At 47.5% G+C, this 22398-nt stretch carries 16 protein-coding genes; 5 read left to right on the top strand and 11 right to left on the bottom strand.

Translation table 11 applies throughout. From position 1 onward, the window contains the following. Window positions 1-3: 3 nt before the first annotated feature. The 4 genes from QZZ36_RS07975 to gltB are packed head-to-tail and all read right to left on the bottom strand — an operon-like array spanning window position 4 to window position 7912. Entirely contained in the window at window positions 4-585 is a 582-nt protein-coding gene (locus tag QZZ36_RS07975) for an ANTAR domain-containing protein (protein ID WP_295079636.1), read from the bottom strand. A gap of 12 nt (window positions 586-597) precedes the next feature. Further along, the gene (locus QZZ36_RS07970; protein WP_295079633.1) at window positions 598-1875 is read right to left on the bottom strand and encodes a glutamine synthetase family protein; all 1278 of its coding nucleotides are present in this window, start codon (window positions 1873-1875) and stop codon (window positions 598-600) included. A gap of 13 nt (window positions 1876-1888) precedes the next feature. Further along, window positions 1889-3373, bottom strand: coding sequence for a glutamate synthase subunit beta (locus tag QZZ36_RS07965; RefSeq protein WP_295079630.1), 1485 nt, complete (start codon window positions 3371-3373; stop codon window positions 1889-1891). A 3-nt stretch (window positions 3374-3376) separates the two neighbouring features. Then, window positions 3377-7912, bottom strand: coding sequence for a glutamate synthase large subunit (gene gltB / locus QZZ36_RS07960; RefSeq protein ID WP_295079627.1), 4536 nt, complete (start codon window positions 7910-7912; stop codon window positions 3377-3379). Between the two features lie 761 nt (window positions 7913-8673). On the opposite strand from gltB, the gene QZZ36_RS07955 reads away from it, so the two are divergent. From QZZ36_RS07955 to QZZ36_RS07935, 5 genes are all read left to right on the top strand, one after another. Continuing rightward, a complete protein-coding gene (locus QZZ36_RS07955) occupies window positions 8674-10266 on the top strand; it encodes a CTP synthase (protein WP_295079624.1) in 1593 nt (530 codons plus the stop codon). 147 nt (window positions 10267-10413) lie between these two features. Continuing rightward, on the top strand, window positions 10414-12501 hold the full coding sequence (locus QZZ36_RS07950) for a glutamine synthetase III (RefSeq protein ID WP_295079621.1): 2088 nt from the start codon (window positions 10414-10416) through the stop codon (window positions 12499-12501). 5 nt (window positions 12502-12506) lie between these two features. Then, window positions 12507-13355 (top strand): diaminopimelate epimerase, encoded by an 849-nt coding sequence (gene dapF, locus QZZ36_RS07945; RefSeq protein WP_295079618.1) that lies wholly within the window; start codon window positions 12507-12509, stop codon window positions 13353-13355. Beyond that, window positions 13342-14541, top strand: coding sequence for an LL-diaminopimelate aminotransferase (locus tag QZZ36_RS07940; RefSeq protein ID WP_295079615.1), 1200 nt, complete (start codon window positions 13342-13344; stop codon window positions 14539-14541). Before dapF ends, QZZ36_RS07940 begins: the two co-directional genes overlap by 14 nt. A gap of 312 nt (window positions 14542-14853) precedes the next feature. Then, window positions 14854-15147, top strand: coding sequence for a hypothetical protein (locus QZZ36_RS07935; protein WP_295079611.1), 294 nt, complete (start codon window positions 14854-14856; stop codon window positions 15145-15147). Between the two features lie 75 nt (window positions 15148-15222). Here the strand turns inward: QZZ36_RS07935 and QZZ36_RS07930 are convergent, their stop codons facing one another. The 7 genes from QZZ36_RS07930 to QZZ36_RS07900 form a co-directional block, all read right to left on the bottom strand. Continuing rightward, window positions 15223-16500: a hypothetical protein gene (locus QZZ36_RS07930; protein WP_295079608.1), complete on the bottom strand. Its 1278-nt coding sequence runs from the start codon at window positions 16498-16500 to the stop codon at window positions 15223-15225. 184 nt (window positions 16501-16684) lie between these two features. Then, window positions 16685-16885 carry a hypothetical protein gene (locus tag QZZ36_RS07925; RefSeq protein WP_295079605.1) on the bottom strand — a complete coding sequence of 67 codons (201 nt, stop codon included), beginning with the start codon at window positions 16883-16885 and terminating at the stop codon, window positions 16685-16687. A gap of 5 nt (window positions 16886-16890) precedes the next feature. Beyond that, a complete protein-coding gene (locus QZZ36_RS07920; RefSeq protein WP_295079602.1) occupies window positions 16891-17754 on the bottom strand; it encodes a DUF4097 family beta strand repeat-containing protein in 864 nt (287 codons plus the stop codon). Window position 17755: 1 nt separating this feature from the next. Further along, the gene (locus tag QZZ36_RS07915) at window positions 17756-18457 is read right to left on the bottom strand and encodes a DUF1700 domain-containing protein (RefSeq protein ID WP_295079598.1); all 702 of its coding nucleotides are present in this window, start codon (window positions 18455-18457) and stop codon (window positions 17756-17758) included. Further along, complete coding sequence (locus tag QZZ36_RS07910; RefSeq protein WP_295079595.1) at window positions 18444-18776, bottom strand: PadR family transcriptional regulator; 333 nt, start codon at window positions 18774-18776, stop codon at window positions 18444-18446. Before QZZ36_RS07910 ends, QZZ36_RS07915 begins: the two co-directional genes overlap by 14 nt. 362 nt (window positions 18777-19138) lie before the next feature. Then, entirely contained in the window at window positions 19139-21079 is a 1941-nt protein-coding gene (locus QZZ36_RS07905) for a serpin family protein (protein WP_295079591.1), read from the bottom strand. A 160-nt stretch (window positions 21080-21239) separates the two neighbouring features. Next, complete coding sequence (locus tag QZZ36_RS07900; RefSeq protein WP_295079587.1) at window positions 21240-22142, bottom strand: M15 family metallopeptidase; 903 nt, start codon at window positions 22140-22142, stop codon at window positions 21240-21242. Between the last annotated feature and the right edge of the window lie 256 nt (window positions 22143-22398).

The raw sequence follows: 22398 nt of genomic DNA, 5'->3' as shown, positions 1-22398 counted from the left end.
CACTTATAAATACTGCTCACTCAGCTTATCTATTATCGCCAGTGCCGCAAGACTTTTCTTCTTGCGCTTGTTCATGGCGTACTGTTCAAGATAAGTGTGTGCTTCCTCCTCAGTCATACCCTTGTACTGCATGAGCATGAATTTCGCCTTGTCTATCGCCTGTATCTCTTCTATCTTTTCTTCGAGCCTTCGGTTCTCCTCGTACAGTTTCAGAGAGCGGTTCACGGCGATATCCAGTGTTTTCACCAGCTGATATAGCAGAGTACGGCTGAACGGCTTACCGACTATGATTATACCTGTCTTTTCGGCTCGTCCCGCTATCTTTTCGGTCTGCTCCTCTTTTATCATAAATATGCAGTTTGCAGTAGTATTTTCGATGATGTATTCCGCAAGCTCAAAGCCGTTCTCGTCCATAAGCGGAGAGTTTATTACTGCCAGCTCAACGGAGGGGTCGGCATCGAAAACGGTTTTCGCCTGATATGCTGATTCAACGAGTTTTGGCGTACATCTGAACGAATCGCGGAGGAAATTCACAAGAGCTTCAGAGGCGGTTTTATTACTTGAAACTACAAGAATTTTTTCCAAAGCTTACCTCCGTCAGAGACTGTAAAAATATTGTTTATCCTCAAATGCGCCTTTGTCATATGCTGAGGAATACTCGCGCCATTCAGCACGGCTGTAGTTCATCAGCACGTCAAGTATATTTACAGGCACGTACTTCTTAACGAAGTCCGAGCTCTCAGTGCAGGAAACTGCCTCCTCAAGCGTGGAAGGAAGTCGCTCCGAGCCGGTGTTCTTTTCCGGCAGAGCGTACTTTTCCTCTATGCCTTCAAGTGCTGAATATATCATAAGACCGAGAACAAAATACGGATCGCAGACGCAGTCCGCAGCGCGCAGCTCCACGCAGGCGTTGTCGCTGTCGGGATTCATACGGATAAGCTGAGAGCCCTCCTCGTCCGACCATATAATGTCACGTGGAGCAGTGAACTCTCCCAGTCTCGCATAGGAATTCACCGTCGAATTAGTGAACAGCGTAAACTCACGTATATGCTTCATTATGCCTGCTGCCGCACATCTGAGGAGGTCGTTATCGTTCTGCTTTGTTTCCTCAAGCATATCGTTGTCAGGGAAAACATTGAAGCTGATATGCATACCGTTTCCGCAGTCATCACGCAGCGGTTTGGGCATGAAGCTCGCGTGTACATCGTGTGTTTCCGCGACAGATTTGACCGCGGACTTGAAGCTGAGAAAGGTATCAGCGGCTTTCAGGGCAGAAGAAGCATTAAAGTCTATCTCGTGCTGACCGCAGCCGCTCTCATGGCGTGAGGATATTGGGTGAATGCCCATCTGTTCGAGAGTGAGACATACATCGCGGCGGATATTTTCTCCCTTGTCGTCCGGAGCGATATCGCAGTAGCCGGCATAATCATGGGGAGTTTTCGTTGGCAGTCCGTTGCTGTCCCTGCGGAAGAGAGTGAACTCGCATGATGTTCCGAAGCGGAAGCAGTAGCCTGCCGCGATCGCGGCTTTCATGGCTTTTTTCAGGAAGTATCTGCCGTCGCCTTCAAATGGAGTGCCGTCTTCGTAACGGATATAGCAGAACATTCTTATGACTCTGCCCTGCTGAGGTCTCCACGGGAGAACGGTCATTGTCTGAGCGTCGGGGAAGAGGAAAAGATCCTTTCCGTTTGCAGCCTCAAAACCTGCGATCTTCTTTGCCGTTATGCGGACTCCGCGCTCAAAGGTAACTGCGAGCTCAGATGAAAGAACAGAGATATTTTTCAGTCTTCCTTTCAGATCGCAGAATGTCAGCTTGACGAACTTAACATCATTTTCCTCGATATACTGCAATATCTCATTTTCTGAATAGATCATTTTAGCCTCCGTATCATAAATTGGTGTAACCCATAAGGTATTCGTCCACCTCTGACGCAGCGTCGCGTCCCTCACGGATAGCGCGAACTACAAGTGACTGACCTATGTGCATATCGCCTGCTGTGAATACCTTATCAACATCTGTGGAATGTTTGCCGGGTGCTGTTTTTACATTTGTGCGCTGGTCAAGTGATACGCCGAAAGCGTCTGCAATATATTGCTGACAGCCCAAGAATCCCGCCGCTATGAGACAGAGCTCGCATGGGAGTACCTCCTCGCTGCCCTCGATCTCATTCATAGTACGTCTGCCTGTTTCGGGATCTGTGCCAAAACTTAGCTTTACTGTCTTTACAGCAGACAGTTTTCCGTTTTCGTCCTTGATGAATTCCTTGACAGTTGTGCAGTAGATACGCGGGTCGTGAACGAATAAAGCTATTGCTTCTTCCTGACCGTAGTCAGTCTTGCATACTCTCGGCCACTCAGGGAATGGATTGTTCTCTGCTCTCACGTCGGGGAGCTTGGGCATCATTTCAAGCTGAACAACGGACTTGCAGCCGTGGCGGACAGATGTGCCCACACAATCATTGCCTGTATCGCCGCCGCCGATTATAACGACGTTTTTGTCCTTTGCGGAGATATACCTTCCGTCCTTGAGTTCGGAGTCAAGCAGGCTCTTTGTAGTAGCTTTCAGGAAATCCACCGCGAAGTAAATACCCTCTGCGTCTCTTCCCTCAGCTTTGATATCACGCGGATTAGACGAACCGCAGGCAAGTACGACAGCGTCAAAGCTGCCGAGTATATCATCTGCGGAAACATTTTCACCCACGTTTGAATCGGTTCTGAACTCTACGCCCTCAGCCTTCATAAGCTCCACGCGGCGTTCAATGATATGCTTTTCAAGCTTCATATTCGGGATACCGTACATGAGCAGTCCGCCGACACGGTCTGAGCGCTCAAACACAGTTACGCTGTGACCGCGCTTGTTTAGAGTGTCCGCAGCGGCAAGTCCGGAAGGACCCGAACCGATGACTGCGATACGTCTGCCGCTTCTTACAGCGGGTATCTGAGGCTTCATAAGACCGCTTGCGAAGCCGAATTCAATTATGGAGTTCTCGTTCTCCTTAGTTGTTACAGGCGAATCGTAGACTCCGCAGATGCAGGCCTTTTCGCAGAGCGCGGGACATACCCTTGACGTGAATTCGGGAAAGTTATTGGTCATCAGCAGACGGCTGAGCGCCTGTTCCTTCTGACCGTGATAAAGAAGGTCGTTCCACTCTGGAATAAGATTATTGAGCGGACAGCCCGACATCATTCCGCAGAGCATTTTTCCGTTCTGACAGAAGGGAACTCCGCAGTCCATACAGCGTGAAGCCTGCTGACGGCGCTGCTCCTCGCTGAGCGGTACGTGGAATTCATTGAAGTCCTTTATACGCTCAATGGGGTCTTTCGCAGTTGTTTCAGTCCTTGTATATTCAAGGAATCCGGTTGCTTTTCCCATGGCTCACGCCTCCTTTCTGATGAGCTCGAAGGCTTCGATCATAGCCTGTTCGCTGCTCACGCCTGATTTTTCAAGTTTAGATACGGTTTTTTGTATCTTTGCATAATCGTGGGGTATAACCTTCTTGAAGCAGGGGAGATAATGCTCAAAGTCAGCAAGTATCTGCTTTGCCTTTTCTGAACCTGTAGCTTCTGCGTGTTCGGTTATTATAGCTTTCAGCTCAGCGATATCCTCTTCTTCTGTTACTGTTTCAAGTGAAACGAGAGCCTTGTTGAGACGGGTGTAAAGATCGTGCTCCTCGTCGAGAACGTAAGCTATACCGCCCGACATACCTGCGGCGAAGTTCTTGCCTGTGCGTCCGAGAATAACAGCGCGTCCGCCTGTCATATACTCGCAGCCGTGGTCTCCCACGCCCTCACATACAGCTGTCGCTCCGGAGTTTCTTACGCAGAATCTCTCGCCTGCGACGCCGTTTATGAAAGCCTTGCCGGAGGTCGCACCGTAAAGTGCAACATTTCCGACGATGATATTTTCGTCAGCTTTGAATTTCGAAGCGCTTGGCGGACTGAGGATCAGCCTGCCGCCTGAAAGTCCCTTGCCGAAATAGTCGTTGCTGTCTCCGCAGAGCTGAAGCGTAAGTCCCTTTGGTATGAATGCGCCGAAGGACTGTCCGCCGCTGCCCGTGCATTTAACTGTGAATGTATCATCTGCAAGTACGTTTTCCCCGTGGATACGTGTTATCTCAGCACCTGTGAGAGTTCCTACGGAGCGGTCGGTGTTCACAACGTCAATGGAAATAGTCTTGGAAGTTCCGTTTTTCAGCGCACTTCCCAGCTTCTTTATTATAACACGACGGTCTATGGTCTTGTCAAGCTCAAAATCGTAAATATCATCAGCGTCAAAGTGTTTTTTGCCGTCTGCATTGCTGTGTGCAAGTATATTTGTGAAGTCGATGTTCTTTTCAGCAGCGCTGTCCTTTATGCAGAGCAGGTCTGTGCGTCCAACGAGCTCGTCAACTGTGCGTATACCGAGCTTTGCCATATACTCGCGGAGCTCCTGTGCGATGAAGTGCATAAAGTTAACTATATACTCAGGTTTGCCGCGGAAACGCTTTCTGAGCTCAGGATTCTGTGTAGCTATACCCATCGGACAGGTATCCAGGTTGCATACCCTCATCATAACACAGCCCATTGTTACCAGCGGAGCTGTTGCGAAGCCGAACTCCTCAGCACCGAGCAGTGCAGCAACAAGTACGTCGCGTCCTGTCATGAGCTTTCCGTCAGTCTCAATGCGTACTCTTGAACGGAGACCGTTGAGCATAAGTGTCTGGTGTGCTTCTGCAAGTCCGAGCTCCCAGGGAAGTCCTGCGTTGTATATGGAGCTCTTGGGAGCGGCGCCTGTACCGCCATCGTAGCCGGAGATAAGGATGACCTGTGCGCCTGCCTTGGCAACGCCTGCCGCAACAGTTCCCACGCCTGCTTCCGAAACCAGCTTTACTGAGATACGAGCCTTGTCGTTAGCGTTTTTAAGGTCGTAGATAAGCTGTGCCAGGTCCTCTATGGAGTAGATATCATGGTGAGGAGGTGGTGAGATAAGACCAACGCCTGCCGTTGAGTGACGTGTCTTGGCTATCCACGGATAGACCTTTCCTGACGGAAGATGTCCGCCCTCGCCGGGCTTGGCGCCCTGTGCCATTTTTATCTGTATTTCCTGTGCGGAAACGAGATATTCTGATGTAACGCCGAAACGTCCCGAAGCGACCTGCTTGATAGCGGAGCACTTGTCGGATTTCAGACGCTCCGGACTTTCGCCGCCCTCGCCGCTGTTGGACTTTCCTCCGATGCTGTTCATAGCCACAGCCATGCATTCGTGAGCTTCCTGAGAGATAGAGCCGTAAGACATAGCGCCTGTCTTGAAGCGCGTACAGATACTCTCAACGGATTCTACCTCGTCGATCGGTATCTCATTGGCACTGTCGAAATTGAAATCAAGGAGACTGCGGAGCGTGAGTTCATTGTCCTCGCGGGTAAGAGCTTCTGAATACTTTCTGAATGTGTCATAGCTGCCTGTCCATGCTGCCTGCTGAAGCAGATGTATGGTCTCCGGAGTATAGAGGTGCTCACTCTTTCCGCTGCGGAGCTTGTGGCTGCCTGCGCTCTTTACATCGCTGCTCACATGAAGTCCCAGCGGGTCATAAGCAGCTGTATGGAGAGCTTCTGTACGGCGGCTTATATCAGCAAGTCCGATACCGCCGATACGGCTGACAGTTCCTGCAAAGTAGCTGTCGATAAGCTCCTGTGAGATGCCCACAGCTTCAAATAGCTTGCTTCCTTGATAGGACTGTATAGTTGAAATGCCCATTTTTGAAGCTATCTTTACTATACCGTGGAGAACAGCACTGTTGTAGTCGTCCTCGGCGGCGTAGAAGTCCTTGTCAAGCGAGCCGTCCTCAATGAGAGAGCGGATAGTTTCATGTGCGAGATAAGGGTTTACGGCGCAGGCACCGTAGCCGAGAAGTGCTGCGAAGTGGTGTACCTCCCTCGGCTCTGCGGATTCGAGTATCATAGCGACTGCCGTGCGCTTCTTGGTTGAAACAAGGTGCTGCTGGAGTGCCGAAACCGCAAGGAGAGAAGGTATCGCACAATGATATTCGTCCACGCTGCGGTCCGAGAGTATAAGGATAGAAGCTCCGTCGCGGTATGCCTTGTCAGCCTCGATGAAAAGGCGCTCGATAGCCTTGTCCAGCGATGTTCCGATGTAGTAGGTTATCGGGATAACTGCGCTTTTGAGTCCCTGCTGATTAAGGGATTTTATCTTGAGCATATCAGTCTCGGTGAGGATAGGATTCTCGATTTTGAGAACGTGGCAGTTCTCAGGACGCTCCTCAAGGATATTTCCGTCCTTGCCGATGTAAACACTCGTGTCGGTCACAACTTCTTCACGGATAGCGTCAAAGGGGGGATTTGTAACCTGCGCAAAGAGCTGACGGAAGTAGTTGAAAAGGGGAGGAGACTGCTTGTCAAGCGGAGGGAGCGGTATATCGCTTCCCATGGAAGCGATAGGCTCAGCGCCTTTTTCAGCCATCGGCAGTATGGATGTACGAATGTCCTCATAGGAGTAGCCGAATGCCTTGTGAAGCCTTGCAAGCTCGTCCTTTGAGTAGGTCTTAACTCCCTTGTTCGGGATATGTAGATCGTGGAGGCGTACAAGGTTAGCGTCAAGCCATTCGCCGTAGGGCTGGCGTGAAGCATACATCGACTTGACCTCTTCGTCCTCGATGATACGTCCCTGCTTTGTGTCCGCAAGGAGCATTTTACCCGGACGGAGACGGTCTTTTTTAACGATCTTCTCAGGCGCAATGTCTATACAGCCTGTCTCCGATGAAAGAATGAGGAAACCGTCGTTCGTTATGCAGTATCTTGACGGACGCAGACCGTTTCTGTCGAGAACTGCTCCCATTACGTCGCCGTCAGAGAAAAGTATTGATGCGGGACCGTCCCATGGTTCCATCATAGTAGCGTAATACTGATAGAAATCGTATTTTGCCTTGGAGATGGTCTTGTCGTTCTTCCAAGGCTCCGGGATCGTTATCATAACTGCCAGCGGCAGGGGCATACCCGACATTACCATAAATTCAAGGGCGTTGTCAAGTCTCGCCGAGTCAGAACCGTTTACATTTATCGCGGGAAGTATCCTGTGCATATCATTTTTCAGCGTATCACAGGTCATAGTTTCCTCGCGGGCGAGCATTCTGTCAGCGTTGCCTGTGATAGTATTTATCTCGCCGTTGTGGACGATGAAGCGGTTTGGGTGAGCCTTCTGCCAGCTTGGATTTGTATTTGTCGAGAAACGTGAGTGTACCATTGCGATAGACGATGTGAAGTCCTCACTCTGAAGGTCTGTGTAGAATCTCCTCAGCTCGTCAACGAGGAACATACCTTTATATACGATAGTACGGCTTGAAAGTGAGCATACATATGTATCCTCGTTGGACTGCTCGAATTCGCGTCTCGCAATGAAGAGCCTGCGGTCAAATACCAGTCCCTTGGGACATTCATCGGGGCGCTTTACGAAAGCCTGCATTATACATGGCATACTGTCAATAGCCTTGTGACCGAGTATTGAGGGAGAAGTCGGGACCTCACGCCAGCATACAAAAGTCATGCCGTTATTGTCGATTATCTTTTCAAAGAGCTTCTTTGCGCGGTCGCGTCTGAGCTCATTCTGCGGGAAGAAGAACATACCCACACCGAAGTCGCCGTTCTCTCCGATATCAGCGCCAAGTTTTTTTGCTTCTTTTATAAAGAAGCTGCAGGGCATCTGTACAAGTATTCCTACACCGTCGCCTGTTTTGCCCTCTGCGTCCTTACCTGCGCGGTGTTCCAGCTTTTCAACGATAGTGAGAGCATTTTCCACAACATATCGTGACTGTTCGCCATTGATGTTCACTACTGCTCCGATACCGCAGTTGTCATGTTCAAAACGCGGACTGTAAAGTCCCTGCTGTCGGTAAGGAGCCTCTGTTCTGAAATTGTCCATATCATTCACTAACCTTTCAATAATCCGAGCGCCATTGATCGGATTATAATAAAAAAGACGCTTCAGCATACAGATAGTCTGCTAAAACGTCTTTGTTCCACCATTTATATTAGCACTTCAAAGCGGAAATGTCAATAGGTTAATACAGGTTTTTTGTGCTTTCGTGAAATTTTAACAGTTATTTAATACTAACAACGGGATAAAAATATGCGATACGTCAAATTTCAGAAAAGCTATTGACAAATCATTCGCAGAGAAATATAATGATAATGTAAACGGCAAGGGAGCTGCGGATATGGTATCCGTAGCTCTCTTTTTTTATATACAGCGATGATTTCATACACAAGGAGATGTATGAGGCCTCAGAATTTCTGCATCTGTTGATTTTTATGCTGCAAAAAACTGGCGTACAGGCAAAATTATCAGATTCAATACAGGCGGGGAAGGCTGTACCACATTTCACGGTTCGGCAGAATGAGAAAAAGCATAAGCTGACAAGGGCGTCTGCGGATATTACCGAATCTCCCATACTCCGCGGACTGCCTTTATCACATATCTGCCTCTGCTGCAAAATGTACAGCGTACATTTTGCAGACTGCAACGCAGTCACAAATCCGCTCTGCGGATTTGCAGAGGCAGTATAAACGGAGCGTTTATGGTGCTTTGCACCGTCTGTCGTTTTATACGGCAGATTTCATAATGTTCACCGGACATTTGAAATAGCGTGTATTATAAATGTATTTCAAGGAGCATAAGTAAAAATGTCAAAGTTCATTTTTGTAACAGGCGGAGTCGTTTCGGGACTCGGAAAAGGTATCACAGCTGCTTCACTTGGAAGACTTCTCAAACAGCGGGGCTACAAGGTCACCATTCAGAAGTTTGATCCCTACATCAACGTAGATCCTGGTACAATGTCGCCGTTCCAGCACGGTGAGGTTTTCGTTACAGACGATGGTGCTGAGACTGATCTCGACCTTGGTCACTATGAGCGTTTCGTTGATGAAAATCTTTCGGTACATTCAAATGTCACAACAGGAAAGATCTACTGGAACGTCATCACAAAAGAGCGCCGCGGCGACTATCTCGGCGGTACCGTTCAGGTAATACCGCATATCACCAATGAGATAAAGGACAGAGTTTACAGCGCCGCAAATGAGGCTAATGCCGATGTGGTAATCACCGAGATCGGCGGTACAGTCGGCGATATTGAATCCACACCTTTCCTTGAGGCGATACGTCAGGTGGGTACAGAGCAGGGACGCGAGAATGTATGCTACATACACGTTACACTTGTTCCTTATATAACCGGTTCTGAGGAACTGAAATCAAAGCCCACACAGCACTCCACCAAGGAGCTCCTTTCAATAGGCATCCAGCCTGATATAATAGTCTGCCGCACGGAAAAACGCATACCCGACGATATGGCGGAGAAGATAGCTCTCTTCTGCAATATCCGCAAGGAGGACGTTATACAGAACCTTACAGCGCCGTCACTGTATGAAGTTCCCCTGTGGCTTGAAAATGAAGGACTTGCACATTCGGTCTGCCGGCATCTCGGTATCGCAGACAGTGCTCCTGATCTTACAGAATGGACAGAAATGGTACACCGCGCAGAGAATGCGCACAAAAATGTTACAATAGGACTTGTCGGCAAATACGTGGAGCTCCACGATGCATACCTCTCGGTTGCTGAAGCTCTGCGGCACGGCGGTATCATCAACGATGCGGCGGTTGAGATAAAGTGGATAGATTCCGAGAATGTAACGTCTGACAATGCCGCTGAGATTTTCAGTGACTGCAACGGCATCATTGTCCCCGGCGGCTTTGGTCACAGAGGAATCGAGGGCATGGTGGAATCCATACGCTACGCCCGTGAGAACAAAGTACCGTTTTTCGGAATATGTCTCGGTATGCAGATGACTGTAATCGAATACGCCCGCAATGTGTGCGGACTTGCAGGTGCGGATTCTGCTGAGTTCGGTGAAACACCGTATCCTGTCATCGATATTATGGACGAGCAGAGGAACATTTCGGAAAAAGGCGGCACAATGCGTCTGGGACTTTACCCCTGCAAGCTGACGGAGGGCTCACGCTGCCGCGAGATATACGGCGAGGAACTCATCTATGAGCGACACCGCCACCGTTATGAATTCAACAACGCGTACCGGAAGGTACTTGTGGAAAACGGACTTCAGATCGCAGGATTGTCTCCCGATGAGAAGCTGGTTGAGATAGTGGAGCTTCCGGATCACCCGTGGTTCATAGGAGTGCAGTTCCACCCCGAATTCAAATCAAGACCGAACAAACCTCAGAAGCTTTTTGCAGACTTTATAAGAGCTTCGCTCTTAAATTGATTCGTAATTGTTGTGTCCGCTTACGCGGAATGATTTTAATTTCAATTAATCGCCGTAAGGCGATACCATTAATTTCGCACTCCTAATTCCGAATTCAAGATCAGTTCAGTGCTGATTAATAAATGATAAAAACTGGAGGTAAATATAATGGAAAAGGTAACAGAGTATTTTGGTTCAATGGTATTCGATGAGAGAGTAATGAAAGCTACCCTCTCCGAGAAGGTTTACAAGTCGCTGAAAAGGACTATTGACAGGGGAACTCCGCTTGATATCTCAGTTGCTAATGCTGTAGCAGCAGCAATGAAGGACTGGGCTGTTGAGAAAGGCGCAACTCACTATACTCACTGGTTCCAGCCAATGACAGGCGTCACTGCCGAGAAGCACGACAGCTTCATTTCTCCGGCTCCCGACGGCAGAGTTATCATGGAATTCTCAGGCAAGGAGCTTGTAAAGGGCGAACCTGATGCTTCTTCCTTCCCGTCAGGCGGACTTCGTGCCACGTTTGAGGCAAGAGGATACACGGCGTGGGATCCTACTTCCTACGCATTTATCAAGGACGGCACACTCTATATACCCACAGCGTTCTGTTCATACACCGGCGAGGCTCTCGACAAGAAGGTACCTCTTCTCCGTTCAATGGAAGCTCTCAACAAGCAGGCAATGCGTGTACTGAAACTCTTCGGAAACGAGAACGTCAGAAGCGTCCGCACATCAGTAGGTCCCGAACAGGAGTACTTCCTTGTTGACCGTGAGATGTACAGGAAGAGAAAAGACCTCATAATGACCGGACGTACTCTTTTCGGCGCAATGCCGCCAAAGGGACAGGAAATGGAGGATCACTACTTCGGCTCTATCAAGTCAAGAGTATCCGAGTATATGGCTGATCTCGACAAGGAGCTCTGGAAGCTTGGCATTCTCGCAAAGACCAAGCACAACGAAGTAGCTCCCGCACAGCATGAGCTTGCTCCTATTTACAAGACTACAAACATCGCTGCTGACCACAACCAGCTCACAATGGAAGTAATGAAGAAAGTGGCTGAGCGTCACGGACTTGTCTGCCTCCTTCACGAAAAGCCTTTCGAGGGCGTGAACGGCTCAGGCAAGCACAACAACTGGTCTATATCCACTGATACAGGAGTTAACCTTCTCTCTCCCGGCGAGACTCCATATGAGAACGCACAGTTCCTGCTCTTCCTTGCAGCAGTTATCAAGGCAGTTGACGATTATCAGGACTTACTGAGGCTTTCTGTTGCTACAGCAGGCAATGACCACCGTCTCGGCGCAAACGAAGCACCGCCTGCTATCATCTCCATATTCCTTGGCGATGAGCTCACAGCTATACTTGAAGCTATCGAGAATGACAAGCCCTACGGCGGTACCACCAAGGAAAAAATGAAGCTTGGCGTTGACGTTCTGCCGCAGTTCAGCAAGGATACTACAGACCGTAACCGTACATCGCCCTTCGCATTCACAGGAAACAAGTTCGAGTTCCGTATGCTGGGTTCATCAAACAGTATCTCCTGCGCTAACATTCACCTCAACGCCGCTGTTGCAGAGGTATTAAAGCAGTTTGCCGACAAGCTCGAAAAGGCTAAGGACTTCAACAAGGCTCTCCACGACCTCATCAAGAAGACTATCAAGGAGCACAAGCGCATAATCTTCAACGGCAACGGCTATGATGACGCATGGGTAAAGGAAGCAGAAAAGCGCGGCCTTTCAAACCTCAGGACTACTGCCGACTGTATGCCTAAGATATGCGATAAGAAGAACGTGGAGATGCTCACATCACATGGTATCTTCACCGAGGCTGAGATATACTCGCGCTGCGAGATAATGCTGGAGAACTATGTCAAGTCAGTAAACATCGAGGCTCAGACAATGGTGGATATGGCACGCAAGGAGATAATACCTGCTGTTTCAAAGTTCGCTGCTGATACAGCTTCCGCAGTTTCAGTTAAGAAGAGCGTTTCAAAGGCAGCCTGCAAGTACGAGACCAAGCTGGTTGAGGAGCTTTCAGTCCTCATTGATGAAATGGACGACGCTACAACAAAGCTTGAAGCAACAGTTGCTAAGCTTAAAACTATAAGCGATATCAGGAAGGAGTCCGAATTCGTTCGTGACAAGATGATACCTGCAATGGATAAGCTCCGTGCGGCTGCCGACAAGGCTGAGACTATAACAGCCGAGGACTACTACCCATTCCCTGCATACGACAAACTTCTTTTCGGAGTGTGATATAAATGAGATTCACCAAAATGCATGGCTGCGGAAACGACTATGTATATATAAACTGTTTCGAGGAGAGCGTAAGCTCTCCCGAGCAGCTTGCCAAGGCGGTCAGTGACCGCCATTTCGGCGTTGGCTCGGACGGACTTGTGCTGATACTTCCAAGTGATACTGCGGACTGCCGTATGCGTATGTTCAATCCCGACGGCAGCGAGTCCGAGATGTGCGGCAACGCTATACGCTGCGTTGCGAAATACGTCTACGACAAGGGCATAATTCATAAGCCTGTTGTCACTGTAGAGACGCTGGCAGGCATAAAAATCATTGAGGTCCATACCGACGAAAATAACATTGCAAAAACTCTTACAGTAGATATGGGAGCTCCCGTCATTGAAGCTGCGGAAGTTCCAGTTATTGCCGAAACTTCACCTGTGACAGACCTTGTTCTCGCGGCTTACGGAAGGGAGTTCCGGTTTACCTGCGTTTCAATGGGCAATCCCCACGCTGTCACATTCATCGGAGAGGACGTAGGCAGATTTGAAGTTGAAAAATACGGAAAGATATTCGAGTGCGATGAACATTTTCCACGGAGAGCTAATATTGAATTTGCGGAGATAATATCTTCCGACCGCCTGAAAATGCGCGTGTGGGAGAGAGGTACAGGCGAGACGCTTGCCTGCGGAACAGGCACCTGTGCAACAGTTGCTGCGGCTTGTCTGAACGGCATATGTCCACGCAAGCCCGTGACCGTTGAGCTGCTGGGCGGCGAACTTGTTATCGAGTGGAAAGAATCTGACGGACATATCTATATGACAGGTCCTGCTGAATATACATTTGAGGGAGATTACTATGGCAAGGTTTAATGAAAGATTTCTTGATCTGAAGGAGAGCTACCTGTTCAGTGAGGTGGCAAAGAGAGTAAGCACATTCAAGGAGAAAAACCCCGATGCCGACGTTATAAGGCTGGGTATCGGCGATGTTACACTGCCCCTTGGCAAGTCTGTGGTGCAGGCTATGCACTCTGCCGCCGATGAAATGGGAAAGGCTGAGACCTTCCGCGGCTACGGTCCCGAGCAGGGTTACGACTTTCTCAGAAAGGCTATTGCAGGACATTACAGGAATATAGGCGCAGATGTGGACGAGGACGAGATATTTGTATCCGACGGCGCAAAGTCTGACACGGGAAACATCACCGACCTCTTTTCTGCGGACAATACCGTCCTCATTCCCGACCCGGTTTATCCGGTCTATGTTGATACAAATACGATGAACGGCAGACATATCATCTATATAAACGGAACAGCCGAGAACGACTTCCTTCCCATGCCTGACAGGAGCGTTCATGCTGATATAATCTATCTCTGCTCTCCTAACAATCCCACGGGAGCCTGCTACAACAAGCAGCAGCTGAAAGAGTGGGTGGATTACGCACTTGAAAACGACGCGGTGATACTCTTTGATTCAGCATATGAGAGCTTCATATCGGACAGTGAGCTCCCGCGGACTATATATTCCATCGAGGGCGCGAAGAAATGCGCGGTGGAGTTCTGCTCACTGTCAAAGACAGCAGGATTTACAGGAACTCGCTGCGGATACACGATAGTTCCTAAGGCTATAAAGTCCGTTTCTCCAGACGGACGCGAGATGAGCCTCAACAAGATGTGGAACAGGCGTCAGACTACTAAATTCAACGGTGTGCCATACATCGTGCAGAGAGCTGCAGAGGCTGTGTTCAGCGAAGAGGGACAGAAGGAATCAAAGGCAATGACAGCCTGCTATATGGAGAACGCGCGTATAATCTCAAGCACTATGGACGAGCTTGGTATACGCTACACAGGCGGTATCAATTCCCCGTATATATGGTTCGAGTGTCCCTTCGGAATGGACAGTTGGACCTTCTTTGACCATATGCTCGAAAAGGCAGGCGTTGTAGGCACTCCCGGTGCAGGTTTCGGCAAAAACGGAGACCGCTGGTTCCGTCTGACAGCCTTCAATAACAAAGAGAATACCATTGAAGCTATGAAGCGCTTCAGAAAGCTGTTTGAATAGGCACTTTCCATACATATTATCTTTTCAGTCCCGGAAACGGTTGTGATATACCGCTTCCGGGGCTTGTTTTATATGTACGTCCGCTCGGCTGTAAAAATAATCAGCTGAAGGATATAATATGGAGAATGACTGCATTGACTTTTATTGTAAATTATAGTATAATATTGGTGTCTGATTCACGTAAAATTTTTAAAAAAGCAAAAGCGGCTGCGATCGCAGAATAATGAACCGGTGATTACCGCGGAAACGGATACGATCTACATAACGGTATTATTGCAGTGTCTTGAAGTATTGCTTTAAGGGAGTGAAATTATGATAAAGGGTTTGGGCGTATATGCACCGATGGCATTACTGCCGGGTATAATAATTGATAAGATACGCCGGAGATACAATCCGGATATTTACAGGACAAGCTGCATGATATTAAAGATGGTCTGCGGAGATAATGTTAAATACAGGTTCTGGATCGACAGATCTCCTGAGGCGATGACGTATAATGACATTGTAGTGGTAGAGGTATCAGCCGATGAACTTACATCAGGAGAACAGACTGTAATAGATACGGTCCTGAAGGTAGGCGCTACGTCAGCGATAAAGGAAATATAGAATTACAGGCAGAGTATGTGCATACACTGAAAAAAGGACTTCCCATGCGGGAAGTCCTTAATATTTTAAACTGGATCATTTCTTTTTCGGCTGGATATAATTGCCTTCCTTGAATTCCTTGATGGTTTCTTCAGTGAGGTCGTTATCCATACCGAGGACGTACAGCGAGTCGTTAAGGCGCTCCTTAACAGCTTTTTCATATGAACTCTTATCCGTTTTCTCTCCGTTCACAACATATGTGACTTCAAAATTTGCGTCCTGTTGTTTGCTGTTTTCGGAATTAGCGCAGGTGAATACCTCGGAGAACTTGTAGTTTTCATTGAAGGTATAGATACATTCTGCGGTATAATTCGGATTATCCTCCTTTGAGTAAAGCTCGTTGGCTTTGTCGTCATAGCCGATGGTACCGTCTGAGTTGCCGAAGCTGCCTACAGGTACCGGACAGCCGTTCCATGCGAAGATATTGACATAAGGAGCATAGTGATAAGCACCGGAAATAAAGAGCTCTGGGATATCGTCGCCGTTTATGTCCATAAGCGAGAAGTGGTTATCGTCATTAGCCTTTTTGGTTTTGAGGTAGTCGTTAAGTACAGCTGCAAAGGCTTCCTTCCATTCATCGTATTCATATTCGCCGAGAGCAGCCTTTATAACATCGTCATCAAAGCTGTGATCCTCGCCCATGTTCTTTACGAAACCTGAGAGGAAGTGGTTGTAATCCTCGGTATACTTTTCTTCCGTTACGAAGTTTCCGTCTTCCTTTACAGCCGAATTGGAGCGCTGGAAGGAACCGACATTTGCAAGCGCCTTGCCCTTCAGGCGGTAGAGCTGTATATTCATTACCTGTATATCGTCGTGGTATCTTGTGGTGGTGATGAGGCTTCTGTCCATTATATAATTGAGCATACCGCAGTCTGTGATAGGATCAAATTCGGTATAATATCCTTCGCAGAGGCTCCTTATGAGGTATGTCTTGTTTCCGTAAGGACCATATGAGATAATGAGCTCAGGGACCTTATCGTCGTTCATATCATATATTGTGAAACGTGCGGTATCATCGTATTTATCCGATTTTTTGAAATCCTCAAGAGCTGCACGGTATATTTTAGCCCAGTCTACATTAGCGACCGTGGTCATATCCCTGGAATCTCCGAGAACGAGGATCTCCGAGGGATCGCTGTCGAGCACGGGGTCTGTGGGAGCAGGCTCTGTAGGAGCCGCAGAGGAAGAGCCTTCATCCGTCACGTCGCTGACTGTAGTTGACTGAACTGTGGAATTGTCTGATTTTACATTGCTCTTGCCTGTGCATCCACAGAGAAGAGCGGTTATACATAGTAAAGCAGTTAGCTTTTTCATGATCTGACCTCCATAGAAGATTTTATTGACCGTATGTATTATAACACATATTTTAGGATTTGTCATCACACTTATTGCGATTTTCGTTAATTTTTCATTTTTCTGCATTACTATGATATATTCGTGATCATTCTGCGTTGAATAATGATCCCCCGTACCGGAAAGCACGGAGGACATAACTATATCATGTATTTTCTTCTTGTGTTTGGAGAGGCTCAGGTTCGAGACCTGACACAATAGCGCACAGCTTTCGCGTTGTGCCGTTGTCAAACTCGATGGTTACGACGGTATCACCGCCGAGGGGGAGTGTGTCTGTGACTGTTCCTTTGCCGAAAAGGCGGTGCTTTACGCGGTCGCCTTTTTTGATCTCAACATTGTCGGGCATAAAGATCATCCCTGATTGTAGTAAATGTTTGACGAGCCTACGCCAGTGTCAACATCAATCCTGTATTTGCCGCCTTCCTTGTAGAAATCTTCGGGAGGATTTGTAAGGCGGAATGTCATCGAACCTACCCCTCCGTCAGCATTGATATTGCCGTTCATAGTACCGGTGAACTCGAAATCGCCTACGCCCTGATCTATGTCGATCCCGCCGAGAACTCCGTTTACGGATATCTTTCCGGCGCCGCCGTCTATGTCGAGCAGACCCTCACAGATTATATTGTTTATATCCACTTCTCCCGCGCCGCAGTCGATAATGCCGTTATCGCAGCTTATATCGCTGAAAGTGACTTTTCCTGCACCGCAGTTTATATCGAGACTGCCGCAGCTCAGACCTCTGATATCTGTTTTGCCTGCGCCGAGGTCGAGCACAAGGCTGCTGTAAACCTTTTCGGGAAGCTGTAATGTGATCACGGGATCGATCCTGTCATCACCGAGAAAAGTAGAAAAGGGAACAAAATTGACTTTCTTTTTACCGAAGCCGATCTTGAAGGTATTCCCGGAAACAGATGCGTGAAATGATTCCGGAACGTCCTTGGCATTGATATATATATTGTCATCTTCGCTTTTTCCGATAGTAAGATCTGCCCATTCTATATCAAGGTCAAGTTCTCTGACATCAGAGGCGATGAAGCTTTCGTTCATGTCTTTGACATTGTAGCGGTTTTTTGAACCGAAGGTCCTGTAAAGTATAAGACCTGTGATAAACAGTATTATTCCGAGCAGTATGCATATTATTCCAACGCTGATACTGCCTTTCTTTTTCTCCGTACCTGAAGGTTCTGTCTGTACAGGGATATTATTCTCATTCATTTTATCTTCCTCCTTTTCTGAAAAGACCTGTGAGCCAGCTGAAGAAGCGTTTTACCGATCTTCCGCAGGCAGGTATGACTACATTGAAAGCCGGCTTGAATATCAATATCACGATACCAGCGAATACAAGTCCGCCGCCAAGGAGCATAAGTCCTTCACTGGGGGAGTGGAACATTGCGGGTACAGAAGCAATAAGAAGTCCGACTGCTGTCGCTATTGCTGCAAAAATAAGTGAAGCAAGTACGACGATAAGCACAAAGAGGAGCACTACAACTACAATAAGCAATGGCAGCCATACAGGGAAGGTGAGCACAGCAAGTATTATAAGTGCGATAGTTGCTCCGACACTTCTTTGCTTTGGCTGCGGAGCGGGGGGCGGTACGTATCCGTTCTGGTATGAACCGGAGTTCTGGTACGTTCCGCTGCTGCTGTTCTGATATGTCTCCTGATCCTTCTGAGGTGTATCTGTTCTCTGGGGAGGCATAACGGGAGCAGCGTTTACGTGTATACCGCTCTCACGGAGTATATTTACCGCGACGTCCTCCGGAGAACCCATGGAAGCGGCAGTTTCCTCCTCTTTGCCGAAGCCGGCGTCGAGAAAGACCTCTTCATAATATGTAAGAGCATCATTTATATCCTCTGCGGGAAGACCGCCTTTTTCAAGACTGTTCCTCAGTCTTGTAAGAAATTCAAGTTTGTTCATTATTTTCAGCTCCCTCATTCAATAAAATACTGTCGATCTTTTTCTTATGGCTTCGCCATTCCTCACGATATTCCTCAAGGGAATCGTTTCCCTGAGGAGTTATACGGTAGTATCTCCTGTTCCTGCCCATGAACTCCTTGTCATATGTTTCAAGAAGCTCATTCTTTTGCAGCCGCCTCAGGACGGGATAAAGGGTAGATTCTGATATATCCACAGCCTTGCGGAGATATTGGGTGATCTCGTAGCCGTAGGTGTCATTGTTCTGGACGATAGACAGCACCATTGCGTCGAGAAGCCCTGCATTGATAGAAAAACCCATAGCGCAGCTCCTTTCTGAAAGTATATAATATTTTAAAGCTTGTAATATCTGAGCTCTGATAATATTATATGGCGTATAATATTGTTTGTCAATACAATATTATGAAATTTCAGTAAGACTGTATATCTGCACAATCGTGGCACCGAAAAATAATACTCAGATTGGCAATATATAACAAAAGAGCCTGCTTTTGCAGACCCTTTTCCTGATGATGTGCTTATTCAATAACTGCCGTGGAGAGGGTATAATGCGTTGCGGCGGCTTCCATTATATATAATACAGACTGAGGAGGGAACACAGTCGCTTTATGAGATCGGGCAAAAAGATCCGCCGCTACATGAGCAGCGGCGGAGATAAGTTTATTATGATTCAAGCTGAGTAGCTGCTCCTATGAACAGCGGAACATTGTTCTTGTCAACGATCATGTAAACGAAAGGTCTGTCAAGGTAGATGTATACTTTCTTCTTCTCTATAGGAGCTGCAGAGCCTGCGCCCATAATGACTGCGGTCGCGGCGGCTGCCTTGGTGCCCTTTTCTGTTACCTCTATTTTTGTCTTGTGGAGAACATCATCTATATAGAGGGGAAGAGAGTCCTTAACAGAAAGATCGTTTATCTTTGAAAAATCTGCCTTATCCGCATTGAATGCTGTTTCCATGCCGAGAGCGGGAAGTATTTCCTTCAGAGACTTACCGTAGTTGTACTTGAACTTCGGTATCATTACGTAAAGGTCAACTTTATCAGGATCCTCATATTGCTTCAGACCTTCACAGAGAGCGTCGGCGTCGAGATTGCTGATATACTCATTGAAGTCAACGTCCTCGTGAGGAAGTATTCCGACGAAGCTGTAATTGCCGTTCATATAAGGTTTTTTGAAGGCGTCCGCATTGCCGAGATCGAAATACTGTCTTTCCATGCTGTTCATTTTCTGTATCGGATGCTTGCTGCCGTCAAGGTCAGTGAAGGTTCCGTCCTGTGTGGAAAGATAGGGACTTGCCCATTCTGCTTCAAAATACAGGGTATTTATGAGCAGCATCATGGTATTGGACTTGATATTCGCAGGAGTGATTAGCGTAGGTATCATGCCCTTTGTATTCTTGTTTACCCAGCTGTTAACATCATTTGCTATGCTGTTGGGTTCAAATGAGCTCTTGTATATTTCGGAATTGTAGTATTTCTTATTGGTCTCAAGGAATTCGTCGTATACCTTGAATGTTGGGTCGTCCTTGAACCATATGGAATCGGCGAGATAGATCTTTTCCTTTTCCTTGTCAGGGAGCTGTGATATATAGTAAGCCATATACTCATTCAGCTCGTCGATCGTCAGACCGTTTCCGAGGACTTCTTCCATTTCCTTCAGCGTCTGGTTATCAGCTCCGTTTGCCGTCATCGAAAGAGCCGCGGAAATGGAAAGCGGAGACAGAAGAAGATTCTTTTCGCTGCTGTTCTTGGTCTCATAGCATTTTTTCAGAAGGTCTACGCCTAATTTCATCTCTGCCTTCGCAAAGGAGCTGTCAGTAGCTTTTCCTTCTGATGCCTGAACGCTTACGGTGTTGTCAAGACGGACGCTTCCGATATTTGACATACCGTTGAAGGACTTTTTGCTGCCAAGTGTGAAATCGACTACCTGAGCGAGATCGTTTTCATCTATTACGGTATCGAAATTGATATCAGCATTGAGAAACTGATCATCGTTCAGCTTGTAGGAAAGATTTCCTGCAATGTACTTTTTATAGACAAGTACGTCGAAGGCGTCAACAACGCCGTCGTCGTTGATATCTCCGTAGAAATGCTCGTTCGGGTCTTTTACGGAAATTATCTGCTGTATCGAATATTCAGTTCCTCTGCCTCCATAGCCAGCCCAGTAGCCGGTTTTGGTAAGATCATCGTATTCTTTTACAGAGGCGACCTTGATGTTTACTCTTTGTTCGGGGACGAGCTCCTCAGCCAGCTCACAGCTCGATAAAAAATCATCTAAAGATGTACCGTCGCTGTATGATCTCTCAAGTCTCAAATTTTTGAGGTTTTCATAGTAAAATGTATTTCCGCCGTTTGACGGGAGAAGTGTGATGTTTATTGAATAGGAATCTGCAGATACATTATAGATATAAGCGTCAATGAACTCGTATTCATACATTCCTGTGTTTTCACTGAAAGCGACCTTGATATACTGGTTCCCCTCATCTTTGGTCTCAGCTGCGGTTACAGGAGCGTTCAAAGGCTTTACATAGCCTGTATAGCAGAAAGTAAGAGCAGCGCTCATAACAGCGGCTGATATCCGTTTTAATTTTGTCAGATCTCTCATTTAAAAAACTCCTCTCATGTCATATCGGATATATATTCCGTGCTTTAATTATAGCATTATATTCCTGATTTGTCAATAAAAAATGTAGATTTTCAACAACAGGCAACAGGCCTTTTATAAAAAGATCCGTATCCTTTCCGGATACGGATCATGCAGGTGGTTATTCTTTGTATGCTGAGTCTATGCCGAAGTATTCCTCAAGTGTAAGGCCGCTGTCATGTACAGCGTATGAAAGGTCTGTACCTACATAGCGGATATGCCAGGATTCGTACTGATAGCCTGTTATGCTCTCCTTGCCCCTGGGGTAGCGGAGTATGAATCCGTACTCATGGCAGTGGTTTTCAAGCCATACAGCCTCAGGAGTACCTATAAAGCTGTCGTCTATCTGATTTACGTCTATTGCAAGTCCGGACTGGTGCTCGGAATATCCCGGACGTGCGGAATATGTATCTGCAAGAGCCTGTCCGTCGCGGGCAACGTAATTATTGTATATCTGTGCCTGATAGTCATAAGAGCGGAAGCCGGAAGCGAACCATATGTTCAGTCCCTGCTGTGCCGCGTCATTCTGCAGCTTGTAGAACTGGTTTTCGCAGGTGGAGTCAAGTCCGGGATTGAAGTCGGCAGGAAGTGAATAGGATTTGTTTGCTATGAGAGTGCCCTGAATGTATGTGATACCGGGAATATCATACTGTACCGGAGCGGGAGCATAATCTGCGTCACCCGGTGAAGGAGCCGTATCACGTGAACGAGTCTGAGCCTGAGTCTGCGGCTGTGTTGCTGCAGAGGCCTCGGTGTTTTCTCCTCCTCCGACTGATACCGCTTCCTCTGTGACTGTTGTCACTTCCTTGGCAGCAGAGGTCTCTGCGGTCGTATCCTGATAAGTATCTGTTGCTGTTTCTGCCGAAGCAGCCTCATCGGTAAGACTGGCAGTATCCGGAGATGCTGTGGTCTGTGTGCCGGCTGTTGAGACAGGCACATCAGCCTTACCTACTTCCGTTTTACCGCAGGCTGTGCATGAAAGGACAGCTGCAACGGCTAATGCCGTAAAAATACTTCTTTTCATTTTTATATCCTCCTTTGGCGGCTCAAATGCATTACCGCCTTCTGTCAGTATCTTTCGCAGCAAATACAAAAGATACAGATGTTTAATGACATAAATAGACTTCTATATTCTCATTGTAACACATTATTTCCGATATTGCAAGAATAAAAAACGATTTCTTTCGTTGTTGACACAAAGTGCTTCTGTGGTATGATCCCTGAATCAAGAAGAAGGACCCTTTTGAAAAATAGGTCCTTCCTCAATAGCTTATGTAAAA

Source organism: Ruminococcus sp. (assembly GCF_016287535.1).
Taxonomy (GTDB): domain Bacteria; phylum Bacillota; class Clostridia; order Oscillospirales; family Ruminococcaceae; genus Ruminococcus.
Note: the sequence above shows the minus strand (reverse complement) of the source record. Positions and strands in the feature narration are given on the sequence as shown.